Consider the following 17,352-nt stretch of genomic DNA (forward strand, 5'->3'; position numbering starts at 1 on the left):
AAGGGTTAGCCAGCTTATCTGGCGCTGAACACTTAAGAATCGAGTTTGTCGTCGGCCACCTTGTAGTGGGGATCTTCGATCAGGTTGACCTCCACCAAGTCGCCCGCCTTATGCAGCAGCTGCTTACAGTCGTGGCTGAGGTGACGCAGATGCAGTCGCTTACCCGCACTCACATAGCGCTCGGCCAGGGTGTCTATGGCTTCGAGGGCCGAGTGATCGCACACGCGAGAGTTTTGGAAGTCGACAATCACATCTTGTGGATCTGTCTTGGCGTGGAACAGCTCTAAGAACTCGGCAACTGAACCGAAGAATAGCGGACCGTTTAGCTTATAGACTTTCCAGCCGTTGGCATCTTCGCTCACATCGACGTTGATGTGTTTGGCATGCTCCCAGGCAAAGACCAGCGCTGAGACGATAACGCCGACAAATACCGCAAAGGCGAGATCGGTAAACACTGTCACCACAGTCACCAGCACTATAACGAAGGCATCATGCTTAGGCACCTTACGCATCACCTTGAAGCTTGCCCATTCAAACGTGCCCAGTACCACCATGAACATCACACCCACAAGCGCGGCTAGCGGGATCATCTCGATCAGCGCCGAGCCGAACAGGATAAAGGTGAGCAGGGCGATGGCCGCCGTGATCCCCGAGAGTCTGCCGCGTCCGCCCGAGTTAATGTTGATCATCGACTGACCTATCATGGCGCAGCCACCCATGGCGCCGAAGAAGCCACTGGTGATGTTACCTATGCCTTGGCCGACACATTCCTTGTTGCCTTTGCCTCGGGTGCTGGTCATTTCATCGATCACCGTCAGGGTCAGCAGTGATTCGATAAGACCAACGGCCGCCAAGATAAAGGAGTAGGGCAGGATGATCGACAGTGTCTCCAGGTTAAAGGGCACAGAGGGAATGGCGAAGCTCGGCAGGTTACCGGCTATAGTTGCATGCTCGTCACCAGACATGGACTTCAAGAAATCCAGTACGTTGCGGGTATCGAGTTCGAAGTAGACCACGATGGCGGTCACAGTCAGTATCGCCGCCAGCGACGATGGAAACGCCGTGGTGAGCTTAGGCAGGAAGTGGATGATCGCCATGGTGAGGGCCACTAGACCCAGCATGAGGATCAATTGATCCTGTGGCAGCCAGGTTAACACACCGTTAGCGTCGGGGACCTTAAACTGGCCAAGTTGGGCCAGAAAAATCACTATGGCCAGACCGTTCACGAAGCCTATCATTACCGGATAGGGCACGATACGGATAAATTTTCCCAGCTTAAACAGGCCACAAGTCACCTGTATCAGGCCAGCCAGCACGACCGCCGCAAAGAGGTATTGCACCCCATGTTCGCTTACCAGTGCCACCATGACAACCGCCATGGCACCCGTGGCGCCAGAGATCATGCCGGGACGACCGCCGATAAGGGCGGTGACCAGTCCCATGATGAAGGCGGCGTATAGGCCGACCATAGGCTCGACACCGGCGACGAAAGCAAAAGCAACGGCTTCGGGGACCAATGCCAAGGCAACCGTGAGTCCCGACAACAGGTCTGCTCTGTGGCTGCTGGTTTTGTGACGAATAAGATCGAACATTTAGCCTCTGTTATTAATATGTTAGTTGAGTGATTTTCGGTCGCGCATACTAGCAAAATAGTGGCGCCAATAAAATAAAAAGCCATGCATTATTGCATGGCTTTTTTGACTTAAGGCTTAGTATACCTTAGGGACGTGCCATTTCCGAGTTTGCGCTGTTACCGCGTTTCACTGGCTCGGCCGACGCTTCTTTTGCCGTGGCTTCATATTGACGTCCCGATGGGGTGTCGACGAGCGCCCTGGCTTCTACCTCAGGTTTGGTCATGGTAGAACTCACCATGGAACCGAAGCGGCTGGTGGCCTTAGGCGCAGGCTTCTCAGCCTCGTCGCTAGCCGTCTCTTCTGGCTTATCCTCTGCTGGCGTTGCCTCAACTTTAGCTGCAGGTTTCACCTTAGCGGTTGGGGCTGGTACGGCTGCAGGCTTTGCCATAGGGGCTGATGCGGCGCTGCTCTCTTTGGCAGCAGGCGCTTCAGTCTTAGCTTCAGTTTCGACTTCAGGCGTCTCGACTGGCGCAGTTTCTACTGCTGCTGGCTCTTCGGCCTGCGCAGCGACGTCTTCTGCTTGAGGGGCCGCTTCTTGGCTGGCCTTAACCTCTTCAGGTGTGCTGGTTAGATCCAGCTCCGCCTGAACTTCCTCTTTCAGACTGGCTTTCGCCTCGCCTGCCAGTGGTAGGCTCTGCTGAGCTTCTTCTACAGAGGTTTCCTCTTCAGAAGCGACTTTGGCCTTAGGTGCACGACGTCTTGGCTTAGGCTTGCTCTCTTCTTGAGAAGCTTCTTCGGCGGCCGCTTTAGCAGGTGCTTCCTCAGCGACTGTGGTTTCGGTGACAGTCGTTTCGGTGACAGTCGTTTCAGCGACTGTAGTTACTTCGTCAGCCTCTTGTTTTACCGCTTCTTGCTCGGTCGCAGTTGCCTGTACTTCGCTAACGGCTTCAACAACGCTGCCTTCTTGCTCTAGCTGCTCACCCAGCAGAGGCGCAGTTTCCACCTCATTTGGAATGAAGGCGGGCTCGCCATTGTTAACTTCACCATTGCCTTCTTCATCGCGGCGACGACGTTGACCGGCGGCGCGCAGATGACGTGGGCTACGACGACTACGACGTTGGCCTTCTCTTGGCTCGCGTTTGCCTTCTGACTCGCCCTCTTGTGGTTGAGCACTAGCCTCTTCAGCTTGAGCTTCGTCTGCATGCGCTTCGACTTGTGTTGTCACTTCGGTATCTTTAGGCTCGTTTGCGGCTTGAGTCTCGACAGCTGGCTGCTCGCTGGCAGTGTCTTCATCGGCGACTTGCTCGGCTTGAGTCTCTTCCTCTAGCTTGTCGGCTTTATCCTGCTTAGGCTTGCTCTTACGTGGCTGACGCTTCTGACGCTGTGGCTTATCGTCTGCAGTGGCTTCTGCAGCTGGCACTTGTACCTGCTCGTCGTTGGCCTTCTCGGCAACTTCGACGGCGAGTGCGGCCTCATCGGCGAGCTGCTGCTCTGACTGCACGCGGACCTTACGGCGCATGTTGCGGCGTTGACGACGCTCGCGAGCGGCTTCTTGTTTTGGTTGCTGCGCTTGGCTTTCAGTGTCTTTGCTCTGACTCTGTGGCTTGTCGTCACGGTCACGCTTTTGGCGTTTCTCGTTACGGCTCTTCGCACTGCGGCTATCCGCGTCATCAGGCTTGGCACTGCGGCTGCGTTTGTTGTCTGTCTCTTTGCCTTCGTCGCGGCTCTTACGTGTATCGTTGCGACGGTTGTTGCGACGACTGTTACGGTTCTGCGCGTTGCGACGAGGCTGCTCTTTCTTGACCTCTTCCTTTGGCTGCTCTGGCTCACCACCAAACAGCTTGCCGATGGCGGCAAATAGCTTGGCGATCAAACCTGGCTCTTGAGCCTTTTCAGCTGGCTTGGCTGGTGCGGGAGCCGCCTGGGTTGGCGCATCCTTAACCGGCGTCGAGAAGCCTTTCAGTGCTGGCTCAGGTGATGCGGCGCGCTCTAGTTTGCGCGGCTCGTAGAGCTTAGACTCAGGCTGCTCGAGCAGCTTGTAGCTTGACTCGCTGATCTGATCGTCTTTGCGGTGACGGGTCACACGGTAGTCAGGTGTCGTCATGTTTGGATCAGGGATCACATAGACTTCGACATCATGACGCTGCTCAGTGATACGAATGGCTTTACGCTTTTCGTTGAGCAGGAAGGCGGCGACATCGACAGGGACGATCGCTTCAATCTGAGAGGTGTTCTCTTTGATCGCTTCCTCTTCCATCAGACGCAGGATAGAGAGCGCCAGTGATTCGGTACCACGGATGGTGCCCTGGCCATGACAGCGTGGACACAGGTGCGCGGCAGACTCTTCCAGTGACGGACGCAGACGCTGACGCGACATTTCCATCAGACCGAAGCGAGAGATGCGTCCTAGTTGGACACGGGCTCTGTCGTGATGCACGGCGTCGCGCATTCTGTTTTCGACTTCGCGTTGGTGTCTGACCGGTGTCATGTCGATGAAATCGATAACCACCAGGCCGCCCAAGTCACGCAGACGCAGCTGACGGGCAATCTCGTCGGCCGCTTCAAGGTTGGTATTGAGCGCAGTTTCTTCGATATCGCCGCCCTTAGTCGCACGGGCCGAGTTGATATCGATTGAGGTCAATGCTTCGGTTGGATCGATAACGATAGAACCACCAGAAGGAAGACGCACTTCACGCTGGAAGGCCGATTCGATCTGAGTTTCAATCTGGAAATGGGTAAACAGTGGTACTTCCGCTTCATAGCGCTTGATACGATCGACAAAGTCAGGACGCACCAAAGCCACGTGTTGCTTAGCCTGTTCGTAGATACGTTGATGGTCGATCAGGACTTCGCCAACGTCGCGGCGCAGGTAGTCGCGGATGGCACGTACGATAACGTTACTTTCCTGATGGATCAGGAAAGGAGCGGGGCGGTTTTGCGCCGCTTCTTCGATGGCAGCCCAGTGGTGCTGGAGAACCTTAAGGTCCCATTTCAGCTCGGCTGCGTCTTTACCTACACCGGCGGTGCGCACGATAAGCCCCATGCCTTGCGGTACTTCCAGCTCTGACATGGCCGCTTTTAGCTCGGTACGCTCATCACCTTCGATTCGGCGAGAGATACCGCCGGCGCGAGGGTTGTTTGGCATAAGAACCAGGTAAGAGCCTGCCAGACTGATGAAGGTGGTCAGGGCCGCGCCCTTGTTGCCACGCTCTTCTTTGTCAATCTGTACTATGACTTCCTGACCCTCTTTAACCACCTCTTTGATATTAGGACGGCCTTGGAAAGAGTAACCTTTAGGGAAGTATTCGCGTGCAATTTCTTTGAGGGGAAGGAAACCATGACGCTCGGCGCCATAGTCGACGAAAGCCGCTTCGAGAGAGGGTTCTACGCGGGTGATTTTACCCTTGTAGATGTTGGCTTTCTTCTGCTCGTGACCAGGACTCTCAATATCGAGATCGTACAGTTGTTGCCCATCAACGAGGGCAACGCGCAACTCTTCAGACTGAGTCGCATTAATTAACATCCGTTTCATGATGACGTATTTCTTCTTAAAATAAGGTCATCAAACGTAGCTGTTGTCGATGCATTACGGGCCCAGAATGGTAAGTGGAGCCTCACGGCTTGGGTCTGGGCTAGGGTGCGCAATCTCTGTAAGACGCAATCGCTGCGTGTCGCACCCTATTTATGGCTTATTTTTTAAAATCGCTAAAAACAAGGAATTCGTTGTTAAACGTCAACCAACCCCATAAATTCTAATGTACTTTCCGGTAATGCCAAAATCGATAAGTGCTCGTCTGACGACAAGTTAATAGTAAACTTCGAAATTTGGGGGCGCTATTCTTAGAGAAACCACGTTGAAATGTGGCATTGATACTGTGTTTAGTCGTTTAAACTCGTTTTCTCGGTTTATTTTTATCCAACGACTTGTAAGTCAATCACTTACTACTCAGTAAAAATGGCTTTTAGTCTCCGCTCTTCGCGCCTGCATTGGGGGATTTGTGAACACTTTATTCACTATTTATCCCCATTGGCGTTGCAAATATAGCAACAATCCTGAAAATCAGCAAATGGAAAGGCACAAAACTTGTTATCTGATGTACAATGTGCAGCTTGAAAGAGACAAGGCGTAGCATGAACAATCAACAAGCGTTAAATAAAGTCGAACTGGTAACGATCGACGAGGATAACCTCGGCCAGCGAATCGATAACTTTCTGGTCACTAAACTGAAAGGCGTCCCCAAGAGCATGATCTACCGTATCGTGCGCAAGGGCGAGGTGCGCGTCAACAAGAAGCGGATCAAACCCGAATATAAGCTGCAAGACGGTGATGTAGTGCGTATCCCGCCTGTTCGCGTCTCCGCCAGCGAGGACAAGCCAGGCCCAAGTGCCAAGTTGACTAAGGTGTCGCAGCTCGAGGGGCGCATCCTGTTTGAAGATAAGGCCATCATAGTGCTTAACAAGCCCGCGGGCATTGCTGTGCATGGTGGCAGTGGCGTGGATTTCGGTGTGATTGAGGCGATGCGCTCGCTCAGACCCCAGCAGAAGTTTCTCGAACTGGTTCACCGCTTGGATAAGGAAACCTCAGGCGTCTTGTTGATCGCCAAGAAGCGCAGCGCGCTTAAACACCTGCACGATCAGCTGCGTTACAAGAAGATGCAGAAGGACTACATGGCCTTGGTTCGTGGAGAGTGGCAAAACCATGACAAGGTGATCAATGCGCCGCTGTTGAAACTCACTCTTAAATCGGGCGAGCGTATCGTGCGGGTCAACCAGGAGGGTAAACCCTCGGAAACCCGTTTTAAGATAATGCAGCGTTATCAAGGTGCCACCCTGGTGCAGGCCAGTCCGGTTACCGGACGTACTCATCAGATCCGTGTGCATTGCCAGTATGCCGGACACCCCATCGCCTGTGACGAGAAATACAGCGAGCAGAAGTTCGATGATGCCATGCGCGAGTTGGGCCTCAACCGTCTCTTTCTCCATGCCGCCCAGCTGAAATTTACCCATCCAGTGACCGAAGAGGTGATGCAGGTGAAGGCGCCACTGGATAAGGCACTACAAGACTTGTTGAATAAATTGGATAAGGCATGAAACGTTACGATTTAGTGATATTCGACTGGGATGGCACCCTGATGGACTCTGTCAGCAAAATTGTGGCCTGCATGCAGCAGACCGCCAGGGAGCTGAGCATGATGGTGCCGAGCGAGCAAGCGATTCGCGACATCATAGGCCTGTCGATGAATGAAGCGCTAAATGTGCTGCATCCGAGCGCCTGCGAGCAGACCCGTCAGAATATGGTTAGCGTGTATCGCCAGCAGTATCTGCAGCTTAATCAAACCCCGAGCCCAGTATTTGACGGCGCCGAGCAGCTACTCCTGTCCCTTAAGGCGTCCGGACATCAACTGGCGGTGGCCACCGGCAAGGCTCGCGCCGGGTTAGACAGGGTGCTCAATGAGACAGGTTTTCATCAGCACTTTGTGGCCAGTCGCTGCGCCGATGAAGCCAAGAGTAAGCCTCACCCGCAGATGCTGCACGAGCTGCTCTCACTGCTCGATGTTGCTCCCGAGAAGGCGGTGATGATTGGCGACTCGGTGCACGATCTCAACATGGCCAGCAATGCGGGCATAGATGGTATAGGGGTGAGTTATGGCGCCCATTCGGCGATGAAGTTGCAAGAGGCCAACCCTGTCGCCATCGCCGAGCATCCGCTGGCGCTGCTACCACTCATCACTGGCGAGCCTCGTTAAGCTGCTTACGGCGCTTGTTGCGGTACATTGATTTGTCCGCCAGACAGATAAGCGCCGAGACATCTCTCTGATCCGGCTCGACCCAGTGACAACCGATACTGGCGGCGAGCCTAAGATGATCTCCCTCATGCTTAATGCCTTCGTCGAGCATCTGATTAAGGCTTAGGCAGAGACCGGAGAGTGCGCGGCTTTTGTCTCTCTCATCCTGAGCATCGAAGCGATGCAAAATGATGAACTCGTCGCCGCCGATCCGCGCCACTATCTCAGCCTCGGGACATACCTTTCTTAAGATCTCGGCAACCTTCTGCAGTACCTTGTCGCCAACCAGGTGGTTGTAGTTGTCGTTAATCAGCTTGAAATCATCCAGGTCCAAATAGAGCACGGCCAAATCTGCTTGGCTTTGGGGCTGGCTAGAGAGCAGCTCGGCGAAATGATTAAACAGCGCCAGGCGATTAGGCAGCTGGGTCAGCGAGTCATGAAAGGCCAGATATTCACTTTGCTCTTTTGCCTTATGCAGCTCGGTAATGTTATGAGCCGAGACTATGACCCCGCTTATCTGGCCATTTTCATCCTGGTGTGGGTTGTGATGGACGTTGAGGTATTGCGGCTCAGACACAGAAGGGGGATGGATGCGGGTCTGGGTGTTGATCGATTCCCCGGCGAAGGATCTGTCTAGCAGTGGCTTAAGGTGAGTCTCGAATATCGCCTTGCCGTGGATCTCGCTGGCATGTTTACCGATGATCTGGCCCGCATCACAGTTCAGCAGGTGCTCATAGCCTTTAGACACCACGTGATAGCGATAGTCGAGGCCGACGAAGGACATCATGTGGTGGGTCGATGCTATCATCTCCTTGTGCACCGACAATTCCCTCGACATCAGCAGGCGCTTGTACTCGATACCGATTCGCTGGGCGAGTAGCCGGAAAAATTCCCGTGACTTAGTGTTTTCCCGCTGGGGGAGGGTATCCATGACTAAGATGTGCCCAATCGGGCCGCCTTCGTCGTCCAGGATCAATTCGGCCTGGTAGCTGACTGCGCCGAGATCTTTGATGAGCTGAAAGTCGGGAAAGCGCTGCTGCAGATCATTTGCATACAAGAGATGGGTATTGGGGTAGCGCATCTGATAGATGGCTTCACAGGGGGAACCCATGAGATCGAATTCAAATCCGGGAATGGTTTGTTTCACGTCGCAAAAGGCGACCACCTCTATTTTTCCGCGATGGATTGAGGGGCGGGCGAAAGCCGCCCAGCGACACTGAGTCACCAGCGCGAGTGCTTTTAGGGCTCGCTGAAAAAATCGCTCGTCGATACAGGGGGCGGCGAGCAAGGCAAGCGCTTCTTCGAGATCGGTCATAATAACTAACCACCCAAATGCAATTGACTTCCTTGTCGCTAAGTTATTGGCGTTTGAAAATCTTAAACTTCAAAGTAGCTAGTTTTTATCCGTTTGTGAAGTCTGGATTTAGTGAATAAAACTAAACATGTTTAATTGTGTGGAGCGAATGCCTGGTTGCGGGCTGCGGTATGGCCTTGCGAAGGCCTTTATCCTGGATTCGAATCTGCCAACCGTGGTGAAACCGGTCGGCACATACGTTCTGGTGAATACCTACTTGTGAACAAGTGCTGGTGAATAGTGCTAGTGATTAAGGTTTGACGATTCACTATCAGCTATTAGCGGATGAGCTTTATTTCGTTCTCGGCGCCAAAATGTCCACCCCTTGCTTAAGCAACATCTGGATGAGGGCGATCAGAGGCAAGCCAACCAGAGTGTTAGGGTCCCGTCCCTCGAGGCGTTCAAATAGAGCTATGCCCAGGCCTTCAGATTTGAAGCTGCCCGCGCAGTAGAGCGGCTGCTCAGTATCGACATAGTACTGGATCTGCTCAGTCGTTAGTGCCCTGAAGTGTACGGTGAAGGGCTCGCAGATCACCTCGCTCGTCTCATCGGCCACGTTAAACAGGGCTAGGCCGGTATAGAAGGTGATGGATTTACCTGAGACGCGCTCGAGCTGTGCAATGGCGTTGGCACGAGTCAGCGGCTTACCTATGATGTCGCCATCGACCACGGCGACTTGATCTGAGCCTATGATGAGCCCGCTCTGACGGCCCACTGCTCCCGCCTTGGCCTTGGCTAATGCCAGGCGGGTTACCAGTTGCTGAGCCGATTCGCCCGCAATGGGGGTCTCGTCGACCTCTGGGGCGCAGGTATCAAACTCGATAGCGAGTTTTTGAAGTAAAGACTGACGAAATACCGAGGTGGAGGCGAGTATGATAGCCGGGGTCATGGTTTAACCTTGTTATCTGTTATCTATTGCGGAGCAAAGCTTTATGTAAGTGGCGGCTATCATAAGCCATCTTGGGTAAAAATGCAGAATTGAGTCGTGTAGAAGATGAGATGGGCGAGTAAAGTTTTCACGCAGTAGGCACAAAAATGAATGCATGCTTAGACCGGCAAGCAAGGTGCGGACTATATTTAGGCAAGGGTAATAAAAAGAGGCGACTAAGGCCGCGCGAATGCTTCTATTTTAAGCGTGCGGGGCTTGAGTATCCTTTGGCCCTTGGGTAAAATTTTCACTCCAACAATTTTTGAATTATTGATGGGTTTTATCGCTTTCGTTAACGGGATCGATAAAGGAGATAAATTTTCCTTTGACTCAAGGTAATTCAAACTATAATATGCGCGCCTTATGCAAACAGTAAAGATACCGGTTTCAATTGATCCTATACGCGCAGCGGCCAGCAAGCTTTCTTATGAAGGTATTGTACCCGGTGTGCAGTTAAAGCGATTAAATGAGTTATGTGCCGGCGACTGTTCCGATGTGGCAGTGTCGCTTGAATGTGGTGTAGATATACAGGGGATAGTCTACCTGAAAGGGAAGGCTGTGACGGAGCTCACTCTGATATGTCAACGTTGCATGACGCTTTTTACCACTGAGGTTACGGTCGACTTTTGTTTTAGCCCTTGCGGGTCTGAGGCAGAAATCGATGAGCTCCCGGATGCGTATGACCCTATTGAGTGCAATGAGATAGGTGAGATTCGTCTGCATCAATTGATTGAAGATGAATTGATAGTAACTATGCCTTTGATTCCGATGCATGCAGAAGAAAGCTGCAGCAAAGGCGATCAGGATGTAGTAGTAGGCGAGATTGAACCCGCTCAAGAGGAGCGTCCAAATCCGTTTGCAGTGTTAGAAAAACTGAAGAGCAAGTAATCTAGGAGACAGGTCAAATGGCTGTACAACAGAATAAAAAATCTCGTTCAAAGCGCGGTATGCGCCGTTCACACGACGCGTTGAGCACTGCTCAACTGTCAGTTGATGCAACGAGTGGTGAACTACACCGTCGTCACAACGTGACTGCAGACGGTTACTACCGTGGTCAAAAGGTTATCAACAAGTAATCTGTTGATTGCCGATGACTAATCTGACGCTTGCGTTAGATGCGATGGGGGGCGACTTTGGCCCCCGCATCACAGTGCCTGCAACTCTGCAGGCACTTCGCTTATACCCCTTCTTACACGTCATCATGGTGGGTGACAGGTCGCAAATCGAACCTCTGCTAAGCCACCTTGAATCTGATTTACTCTCGCGTATTGAACTCGTGCACACCACAGAAGTGGTGAAGATGTGCGATCGTCCCGTGCATGCGCTGCGCAACTGCAAGCAAAGCTCTATGCGTCTGGCAATAGAGCTGGTACGAGACAAGAAGGCACAGGCCTGTTTAAGCGCGGGTAATACCGGGGCCCTGATGGCCATCTCCAAGGTATTACTCAAGACGCTTCCCGGCATAGATAGACCCGCCCTGGTTAGCTGCTTGCCGGCGGTTAATCATAAACCCGTATATCTGCTGGATCTCGGCGCCAACGTCTCCTGTTGCTCGGAAACCCTGTTTCAGTTTGCAGTGATGGGCTCGGTTCTGTGTGAGGCGGTGGATAAGAATCCTGCCCCTAAGGTTGCCCTGCTCAACGTGGGCATCGAAGAGATCAAGGGTAACGATCAGGTACAGCAGGCGGGACAATTACTGCAACAGAGCCCGCAGCTTAATTACGCCGGATTTATCGAAGGCGATGACATCTATTCGGGTAATGTCGACGTCATCGTCTGTGACGGTTTCGTTGGCAACATTACCCTGAAAACCTCAGAGGGGATCGCAAGGCTCCTCGTCCATCAGTTGAAGAAAGGCTTAACTCAAGGCTTTTTCGTACGATTACTGGCCAAGTTAATCGCCCCGCGCATTAATAGTGTTTTAAATCAGATGAACCCCGACCACTATAACGGAGCAAGTCTGATAGGATTGCGCGGAATTGTAGTAAAAAGTCATGGAAGTGCGGATGAATCTGCCTATTTACAAGCAATTAGTTTGGCAGTGACCGAAGCACAACGTCGACTCCCCAAGATGATCGAAGAGCGTCTTGAGTCGATCCTTTTAGACATAAATAACTGATATCTCCTTATGCATACAAAAATTCTCGGAACTGGTAGTTATTTGCCAGCGCAAGTCCGTAGCAATCAAGATCTGGAAAAGATGGTGGATACCAGTGACCAGTGGATTGTTGAACGTACCGGTATTTCAGAGCGCAGAATAGCCGCCGAAGACGAATCAGTATCAACCATGGGCTACGCCGCCGCCTTGCGCGCCCTGGAAATGGCAGGGGTAGACCCTAGCGAGCTGGATATGATCGTATGTGGCACCACGAGCGCAAACAACGCCTTTCCTGCCGCGGCCTGTGAAATTCAGGCGATGCTGGGCGTGCATACTATTCCGGCCTTCGATGTCGCCGCCGCCTGCTCTGGCTTTGTCTATGCCTTGTCGGTTGCCGATCAGTTTGTGAAGACGGGGGCGGCCAAGAAAGTCTTGGTGATTGGTGCCGATGTCTTGTCGCGTCTGTGTGAGCCTGAAGATCGCACCACCATCATCTTATTTGGTGATGGCGCCGGCGCCGCCGTTGTGGGCGCCTCAGAAGAGCCGGGCATCATCTCGACCCATATCTACGCCGATGGCCGTCAAGGCGATCTGCTCAAATGTTCCTTCCCGCCAAGAGCCAGTGAGTCTTCAGAGGCCGTTGGTTATATGACGATGAAGGGTAATGACGTCTTCAAGGTCGCCGTGACTCAACTTTCTCATGTGGTCACAGAGACGCTACGTATCAACCAGATTGATAAATCTGAGATCGACTGGCTGGTGCCTCATCAGGCGAACTTCCGCATCATCAAGGCGACCGCCAAGAAGCTCGACATGAGCCTGGACAAGGTGGTATTGACCCTGGCTAAACATGGTAATACCTCGGCTGCCTCTGTGCCTATCGCTCTGGATGAGGCGGTGCGCGACGGACGTATTCAACGTGGTCAGCTTCTGCTTCTCGAGGCCTTCGGTGCCGGATTTGCCTGGGGCAGCGCGCTCGTTCGTTTTTAGTCGATTTTAGTACTAGAATACATTGATTTAGTAAAGGTATATAAAAATGGAAAAGATTGCTTATGTCTTCCCTGGGCAAGGTTCTCAGGCCGTAGGCATGTTGGCCGACCTGGCGGCGGAACATGAAGTCGTCGGTCAAACCTTCGCCGAAGCGAGCGAAGTGTTAGGCTATGATTTGTGGCAACTGGTACAAGAGGGACCTGCCGAGTCTCTGAATCAGACTGACAAGACTCAGCCTGCATTGCTTACCGCAAGCGTCGCTATCTGGCGCGCGATCCAAGCCACCTCTGCGTCTAAGCCAGCCCTGCTTGCCGGCCACAGCCTAGGTGAGTACTCGGCGCTGGTGTGCGCTGGTGTGATCGATTTTAAAGACGCTGTAAAATTGGTTGAGCTACGTGGTCAGCTGATGCAACAGGCTGTGCCTGCGGGTACTGGCGCCATGTTTGCGATTATCGGTCTGGACAACGATGGCATAGCTAAAGCCTGTGAAGAGGCGGCGCAGGGAGAGGTGGTTGCACCAGTTAACTTTAACAGCCCAGGTCAAGTGGTTATCGCCGGTGAGAAGGCGGCGGTTGAGCGCGCGGCGGATGTCTGTAAGGCGGCCGGTGCCAAGATGGCCGTTGCCTTGCCTGTGAGCGTGCCGTCTCACTGTCAATTGATGAAGCCTGCGGCGGATGAACTGGCCAAGGCGCTGGACGCGCTAAGCTTCAGTGCGCCTAGCATTCCTGTTGTCAACAACGTCGATGTCGCCATGCCTGAGTCAGTTGAAGCCATTAAAGATGCCCTAGTGCGTCAGCTTTACTGTCCGGTCAGATGGTCTGAGACCGTTGAGAAGATGGCGGCAGAGGGCGTTAACCAGCTGGTTGAAGTGGGCCCTGGTAAGGTGCTTACCGGCCTAGCGAAAAGAATTAATAAATCGCTGAGCTCGAAAGTGGCGAACGATCCCGCCTCTGTTGCCGCGCTGAGTGAATAAGGAGTAATAGATGAGTTTCAATCTAGATTTAACCGGCAAGGTTGCCCTGGTCACTGGTGCTAGCCGCGGTATTGGCCGTGCGGTCGCCGAAACATTGGTCGAGGCCGGTGCACTGGTTATCGGTACGGCGACCAGCGAGCGCGGCGCAGCCGCTATCCAGGAATATCTGGGTGATAAAGGTCATGGATTAGTATTAAATGTCACCGATGGTGAGTCAATTGACCATTTATTTGCCTCGATCAAAGAAAAAGTCGGTGAAGTTGATATTCTGGTGAACAATGCGGGTATCACGCGCGACAATCTTTTGATGCGTATGAAGGAAGATGAGTGGACGGATATCATAGATACCAACCTGACCTCTCTCTATCGCACCTCTAAGCAGGTGTTACGTGCAATGATGAAGAAGCGCAGTGGCCGTATTATTAACATTGGCTCTGTTGTAGGCACAATGGGCAATGCAGGTCAGACAAACTATTGCGCAGCTAAGGCTGGTTTGATTGGATTTACAAAATCTCTTGCAAGAGAGGTTGCATCTCGTCAAATAACAGTGAATGCTATTGCTCCTGGGTTTATCCAGACCGATATGACGGATGAGCTGACGGAAGAGCAGCAAAAAGGTATTATGTCACAAGTTCCTATGGAAAGACTGGGACAGCCGCAAGAGATTGCAAATGCTGTACTGTTTTTAGCATCGGATTCAGCGGCTTACATCACAGGGGAAACTCTGCATGTAAACGGCGGCATGTACATGGTTTAAACGTCGGTTATAACAACTGACTGATTTTGATTGATTTTTGGCGTAGACTTACGTAGGTTTTGTGGTTAGACCACAAAAGTTAAGCTTGCATTGTGTGCCAAATTGAATAAACTACTCGCAATCTTACGCAAGTGCGTAATTTGAATAGGAAAGAAAACTAATGAGCAACATCGAAGAACGTGTAAAGAAAATCATTATCGAGCAACTGGGCGTTAAAGAAGAAGACGTAAAACCAGCAGCATCTTTCGTTGACGACCTAGGTGCAGATTCTCTGGACACCGTTGAGTTGGTAATGGCTCTAGAAGAAGAGTTTGACACTGAGATCCCTGATGAAGAAGCTGAAAAGATCACTACTGTTCAAGCAGCGATCGATTACGTTTCTAAGAATCAGTAATACTGAATTCTCTAAAACAGGCGGCAATTATGCCGCCTGTTTTTGTTTGAGGGCTAGTAGCTGGAAAGGGCGGATGCCCGCCTGAGTTTCCTGTGCTATAACCTAATAAGCCTTGTTTTTCCGGTCTCCTTTGAGGCCTCCCATCTCATTCTAGTGAAAGGTGAAAACGTGTCTAAACGTCGTGTAGTCGTCACAGGTATTGGTCTTGTTACCCCTGTGGGCAATACCGTAGAGGCGTCCTGGAAAGCCCTGCTTGCGGGACAGAGCGGTATCGCACCGATAACCAAATTTGATGCCAGCGAGTTCTCTACTCGTTTCAGCGGCTCGGTCAAAGATTTTGACGTAGAGCAGTACCTACCGAAGAAAGAAGCCCGCAAGATGGATCTCTTCATCCAATACGGCATGGCGGCAGGTATTCAGGCGATCGAAGATGCCGGTTTGAATATGGAAGTGGAAGATCCCACCCGTGTCGGTACAGCTATCGGCGCCGGTATGGGCGGTATGCCGCTGATCGAGGCGGCTCACTCAGCCTTGTTGAAGGGCGGTCCTCGCAAGATCTCGCCATTTTTCGTGCCAAGCACCATCATCAACATGATCGCCGGTCACCTGTCGATCAAGTACGGTATGACAGGCCCTAACTTTGCGGTCACCACCGCCTGTACTACGGGCGTACACAACATCGGCTTTGCTGCCCGCACTATCGCTTACGGCGATGCCGACGTGATGATTGCCGGTGGAGCAGAAGATGTGACCTGTCCGTTGGCCGTTGGCGGCTTCGGTTCGGCCAAGGCGCTGTCGACCCGTAACGAAGATCCTGTCGCCGCAAGTCGTCCTTGGGACAAAGACAGAGATGGTTTCGTCATAGGTGATGGCGCAGGCATCATGGTGATGGAAGAGTATGAGCATGCTAAGGCGCGCGGCGCGACCATCTATGGTGAGCTGGTTGGCTTTGGTATGAGCGGCGACGCCTTCCATATGACCTCGCCACCGGCCGATGGAGCTGGCGCTGCCCTGGCGATGGAAAACGCTATCAAAGATGCGGCTATCGACAAGCAGCTCGTGGGTTACATTAATGCCCACGGCACCTCTACCCCTGCAGGCGACAAGGCCGAGGCTTCTGCGGTGAAGAGTGTGTTTAGCGACCATGCCTACAACCTGCTGGTCAGCTCGACCAAGTCGATGACCGGCCACCTGCTCGGCGCGGCCGGTGCAGTCGAGGCGATCATCACCTTGCTTGCACTGCGCGATCAGATGATCCCACCGACTATCAACCTGGACAATCCAGACGAAGGTTGCGATCTCGATTTCGTGCCCCACACGGCACGTAGTCACGCGTTCGATTACGCCCTGTGTAACTCGTTCGGCTTTGGTGGCACTAACGGTTCACTGCTGTTTAAACGTGGTGAGTAAGCCTCGGTTTTAAATTAAAAAAGCACCTTAATGGTGCTTTTTTTATGTTTGAATGAAGGCGAAATGGCGCCGGGATGAAGCTTAATTCATCTCTCTTGGCAGCGACCAAATCTGGGCGGATAATCTGGCTCTGTTAACTTCACTCTGATGGTGTCAAAGTGTTAAATCCTGTCGTTGTTCCGTTAATGCCCTTGGTTGGTCTACTCACCGCTAACCTCAATGGACTTATTCGTGGTGAGCATTCCTTAAACCTACCGGTAGGCCTCAAGACCTTCATCCTTGCCTCTGCCGCCTTTGCCACTGTGTGGTTTGCGCTGCTGGTCACCGCCATCTATAGCGGTGGAGAGACAGATTTGGGCGCCGGCGTCGAGGTGCTTGTGCTGTTCTTGCTGGGGATCGGATTGTATCGTTTCGTCAAGGTTTCAAGCATTTTTGGTGAGCAAGTCCTGCTTTGGCTGTTTCGCCTGAGTCTGCCGCTGATCCTTGTGGCCTGTCTTGCGGTGATCAATTGGGGATAATTGCGCTAATCGCATGATTCTTAGTTACTATCGCCAAGGTATTTGCAGTACACTTTAGTTTTAATCAATGAGATAAGGTGGCTGTGATGGCGGGACAAGATAGAGAGATCACCCTGCGATTTTTGGCCGAGCCGGCCGATGTAAACTTTGGTGGCAAGGTCCATGGTGGCGCGGTCATGAAATGGATCGATTTAGCCGCCTATGCCTGCGCGGCGGGGTGGAGCGGTAAGTACTGCATCACCGCCTATGCAGGGGGGATACGTTTCGTCAAACCCATTCATGTGGGTAATATCGTCGAGGTGGGGGCCAAGGTGATCTATACAGGTCGCACCTCGATGCACCTGGGGATAGACGTGAAGGCAGGCGACCCCAAACATCCAGAGCGACATCTTACCACCCACTGTATCGTGATCATGGTGGCGGTGGACGATTCTGGTCAACCCTCTCCAGTACCCGAGTGGGTGCCAGTCACCGAGTCGGACAAGGTGATGCGCGACTCTGCCATCCGCCTGATGGAGATGCGTAAGAAGATCGGCGCCGAGATGGAGGCCCACCTCAAGCCTTAGGCTT

General features: G+C 52.6%; 16 protein-coding genes. 12 read left to right on the top strand and 4 right to left on the bottom strand.

The window, feature by feature from the left end; genetic code table 11:
- Positions 1 to 32: 32 nt before the first annotated feature.
- Both K0I31_RS08260 and rne read right to left on the bottom strand, forming a co-directional pair.
- Positions 33 to 1,592, bottom strand: coding sequence for a SulP family inorganic anion transporter (locus tag K0I31_RS08260; RefSeq protein ID WP_220044910.1), 1,560 nt, complete (start codon positions 1,590 to 1,592; stop codon positions 33 to 35).
- Between the two features lie 127 nt (positions 1,593 to 1,719).
- On the bottom strand, positions 1,720 to 5,106 hold the full coding sequence (rne, locus tag K0I31_RS08265) for a ribonuclease E (protein WP_220080505.1): 3,387 nt from the start codon (positions 5,104 to 5,106) through the stop codon (positions 1,720 to 1,722).
- A gap of 599 nt (positions 5,107 to 5,705) precedes the next feature.
- Between rne and rluC the strand changes: the two genes are divergently transcribed.
- Together rluC and K0I31_RS08275 are read left to right on the top strand one after the other, a co-directional pair.
- On the top strand, positions 5,706 to 6,665 hold the full coding sequence (rluC, locus tag K0I31_RS08270; RefSeq protein WP_220044912.1) for a 23S rRNA pseudouridine(955/2504/2580) synthase RluC: 960 nt from the start codon (positions 5,706 to 5,708) through the stop codon (positions 6,663 to 6,665).
- On the top strand, positions 6,662 to 7,321 hold the full coding sequence (locus K0I31_RS08275) for an HAD-IA family hydrolase (RefSeq protein ID WP_220080506.1): 660 nt from the start codon (positions 6,662 to 6,664) through the stop codon (positions 7,319 to 7,321). The genes rluC and K0I31_RS08275 overlap by 4 nt, the downstream gene beginning before the upstream one ends.
- Here the strand turns inward: K0I31_RS08275 and K0I31_RS08280 are convergent.
- Both K0I31_RS08280 and K0I31_RS08285 read right to left on the bottom strand, forming a co-directional pair.
- A complete protein-coding gene (locus K0I31_RS08280; protein WP_220080507.1) occupies positions 7,302 to 8,675 on the bottom strand; it encodes a sensor domain-containing diguanylate cyclase in 1,374 nt (457 codons plus the stop codon). The two genes, K0I31_RS08275 and K0I31_RS08280, sit on opposite strands and share 20 nt — an antisense overlap.
- A 331-nt stretch (positions 8,676 to 9,006) precedes the next feature.
- A complete protein-coding gene (locus K0I31_RS08285) occupies positions 9,007 to 9,603 on the bottom strand; it encodes a Maf family protein (protein WP_220080508.1) in 597 nt (198 codons plus the stop codon).
- A gap of 402 nt (positions 9,604 to 10,005) precedes the next feature.
- Between K0I31_RS08285 and yceD the strand changes: the two genes are divergently transcribed.
- From yceD to K0I31_RS08335, 10 genes are all read left to right on the top strand, one after another.
- Positions 10,006 to 10,530 carry a 23S rRNA accumulation protein YceD gene (gene yceD / locus K0I31_RS08290; protein WP_220080509.1) on the top strand — a complete coding sequence of 175 codons (525 nt, stop codon included), beginning with the start codon at positions 10,006 to 10,008 and terminating at the stop codon, positions 10,528 to 10,530.
- 17 nt (positions 10,531 to 10,547) lie between these two features.
- A complete protein-coding gene (gene rpmF / locus K0I31_RS08295; RefSeq protein WP_011865398.1) occupies positions 10,548 to 10,718 on the top strand; it encodes a 50S ribosomal protein L32 in 171 nt (56 codons plus the stop codon).
- Between the two features lie 14 nt (positions 10,719 to 10,732).
- Positions 10,733 to 11,761: a phosphate acyltransferase PlsX gene (gene plsX, locus K0I31_RS08300; protein WP_011865399.1), complete on the top strand. Its 1,029-nt coding sequence runs from the start codon at positions 10,733 to 10,735 to the stop codon at positions 11,759 to 11,761.
- 9 nt (positions 11,762 to 11,770) lie between these two features.
- Complete coding sequence (locus tag K0I31_RS08305; RefSeq protein WP_220080510.1) at positions 11,771 to 12,730, top strand: beta-ketoacyl-ACP synthase III; 960 nt, start codon at positions 11,771 to 11,773, stop codon at positions 12,728 to 12,730.
- A 46-nt stretch (positions 12,731 to 12,776) separates the two neighbouring features.
- Entirely contained in the window at positions 12,777 to 13,703 is a 927-nt protein-coding gene (gene fabD, locus K0I31_RS08310) for an ACP S-malonyltransferase (protein WP_220080511.1), read from the top strand.
- Between the two features lie 10 nt (positions 13,704 to 13,713).
- A complete protein-coding gene (fabG, locus tag K0I31_RS08315; RefSeq protein ID WP_144198741.1) occupies positions 13,714 to 14,460 on the top strand; it encodes a 3-oxoacyl-ACP reductase FabG in 747 nt (248 codons plus the stop codon).
- A 160-nt stretch (positions 14,461 to 14,620) separates the two neighbouring features.
- Positions 14,621 to 14,854 (top strand): acyl carrier protein, encoded by a 234-nt coding sequence (gene acpP / locus K0I31_RS08320; RefSeq protein ID WP_011865403.1) that lies wholly within the window; start codon positions 14,621 to 14,623, stop codon positions 14,852 to 14,854.
- A gap of 168 nt (positions 14,855 to 15,022) precedes the next feature.
- On the top strand, positions 15,023 to 16,264 hold the full coding sequence (fabF, locus tag K0I31_RS08325) for a beta-ketoacyl-ACP synthase II (protein WP_220080512.1): 1,242 nt from the start codon (positions 15,023 to 15,025) through the stop codon (positions 16,262 to 16,264).
- Between the two features lie 158 nt (positions 16,265 to 16,422).
- Positions 16,423 to 16,782 (top strand): hypothetical protein, encoded by a 360-nt coding sequence (locus K0I31_RS08330; RefSeq protein WP_220080513.1) that lies wholly within the window; start codon positions 16,423 to 16,425, stop codon positions 16,780 to 16,782.
- Positions 16,783 to 16,868: 86 nt separating this feature from the next.
- Positions 16,869 to 17,348, top strand: a complete 480-nt coding sequence (locus K0I31_RS08335; protein WP_144198743.1) for an acyl-CoA thioesterase — start codon at positions 16,869 to 16,871, stop codon at positions 17,346 to 17,348.
- Positions 17,349 to 17,352 lie beyond the last annotated feature (4 nt).

Source organism: Shewanella spartinae (assembly GCF_019457555.1).
Taxonomy (GTDB): Bacteria; Pseudomonadota; Gammaproteobacteria; order Enterobacterales; family Shewanellaceae; genus Shewanella; species Shewanella loihica.

Excerpts from the sequence above, each read along its gene's own strand:
- plsX (WP_011865399.1), top strand. The coding sequence starts at position 10,733 with ATGACTAATCTGACGCTTGCGTTAGATGCGATGGGGGGCGACTTTGGC.
- K0I31_RS08285 (WP_220080508.1), bottom strand. The coding sequence starts at position 9,603 with ATGACCCCGGCTATCATACTCGCCTCCACCTCGGTATTTCGTCAGTCT.
- fabG (WP_144198741.1), top strand. The coding sequence starts at position 13,714 with ATGAGTTTCAATCTAGATTTAACCGGCAAGGTTGCCCTGGTCACTGGT.
- rluC (WP_220044912.1), top strand. The coding sequence starts at position 5,706 with ATGAACAATCAACAAGCGTTAAATAAAGTCGAACTGGTAACGATCGAC.
- K0I31_RS08335 (WP_144198743.1), top strand. The coding sequence starts at position 16,869 with ATGGCGGGACAAGATAGAGAGATCACCCTGCGATTTTTGGCCGAGCCG.
- K0I31_RS08280 (WP_220080507.1), bottom strand. The coding sequence starts at position 8,675 with ATGACCGATCTCGAAGAAGCGCTTGCCTTGCTCGCCGCCCCCTGTATC.
- K0I31_RS08260 (WP_220044910.1), bottom strand. The coding sequence starts at position 1,592 with ATGTTCGATCTTATTCGTCACAAAACCAGCAGCCACAGAGCAGACCTG.
- rne (WP_220080505.1), bottom strand. The coding sequence starts at position 5,106 with ATGAAACGGATGTTAATTAATGCGACTCAGTCTGAAGAGTTGCGCGTT.
- K0I31_RS08275 (WP_220080506.1), top strand. The coding sequence starts at position 6,662 with ATGAAACGTTACGATTTAGTGATATTCGACTGGGATGGCACCCTGATG.
- fabD (WP_220080511.1), top strand. The coding sequence starts at position 12,777 with ATGGAAAAGATTGCTTATGTCTTCCCTGGGCAAGGTTCTCAGGCCGTA.
- rpmF (WP_011865398.1), top strand. The coding sequence starts at position 10,548 with ATGGCTGTACAACAGAATAAAAAATCTCGTTCAAAGCGCGGTATGCGC.
- acpP (WP_011865403.1), top strand. The coding sequence starts at position 14,621 with ATGAGCAACATCGAAGAACGTGTAAAGAAAATCATTATCGAGCAACTG.
- yceD (WP_220080509.1), top strand. The coding sequence starts at position 10,006 with ATGCAAACAGTAAAGATACCGGTTTCAATTGATCCTATACGCGCAGCG.
- K0I31_RS08305 (WP_220080510.1), top strand. The coding sequence starts at position 11,771 with ATGCATACAAAAATTCTCGGAACTGGTAGTTATTTGCCAGCGCAAGTC.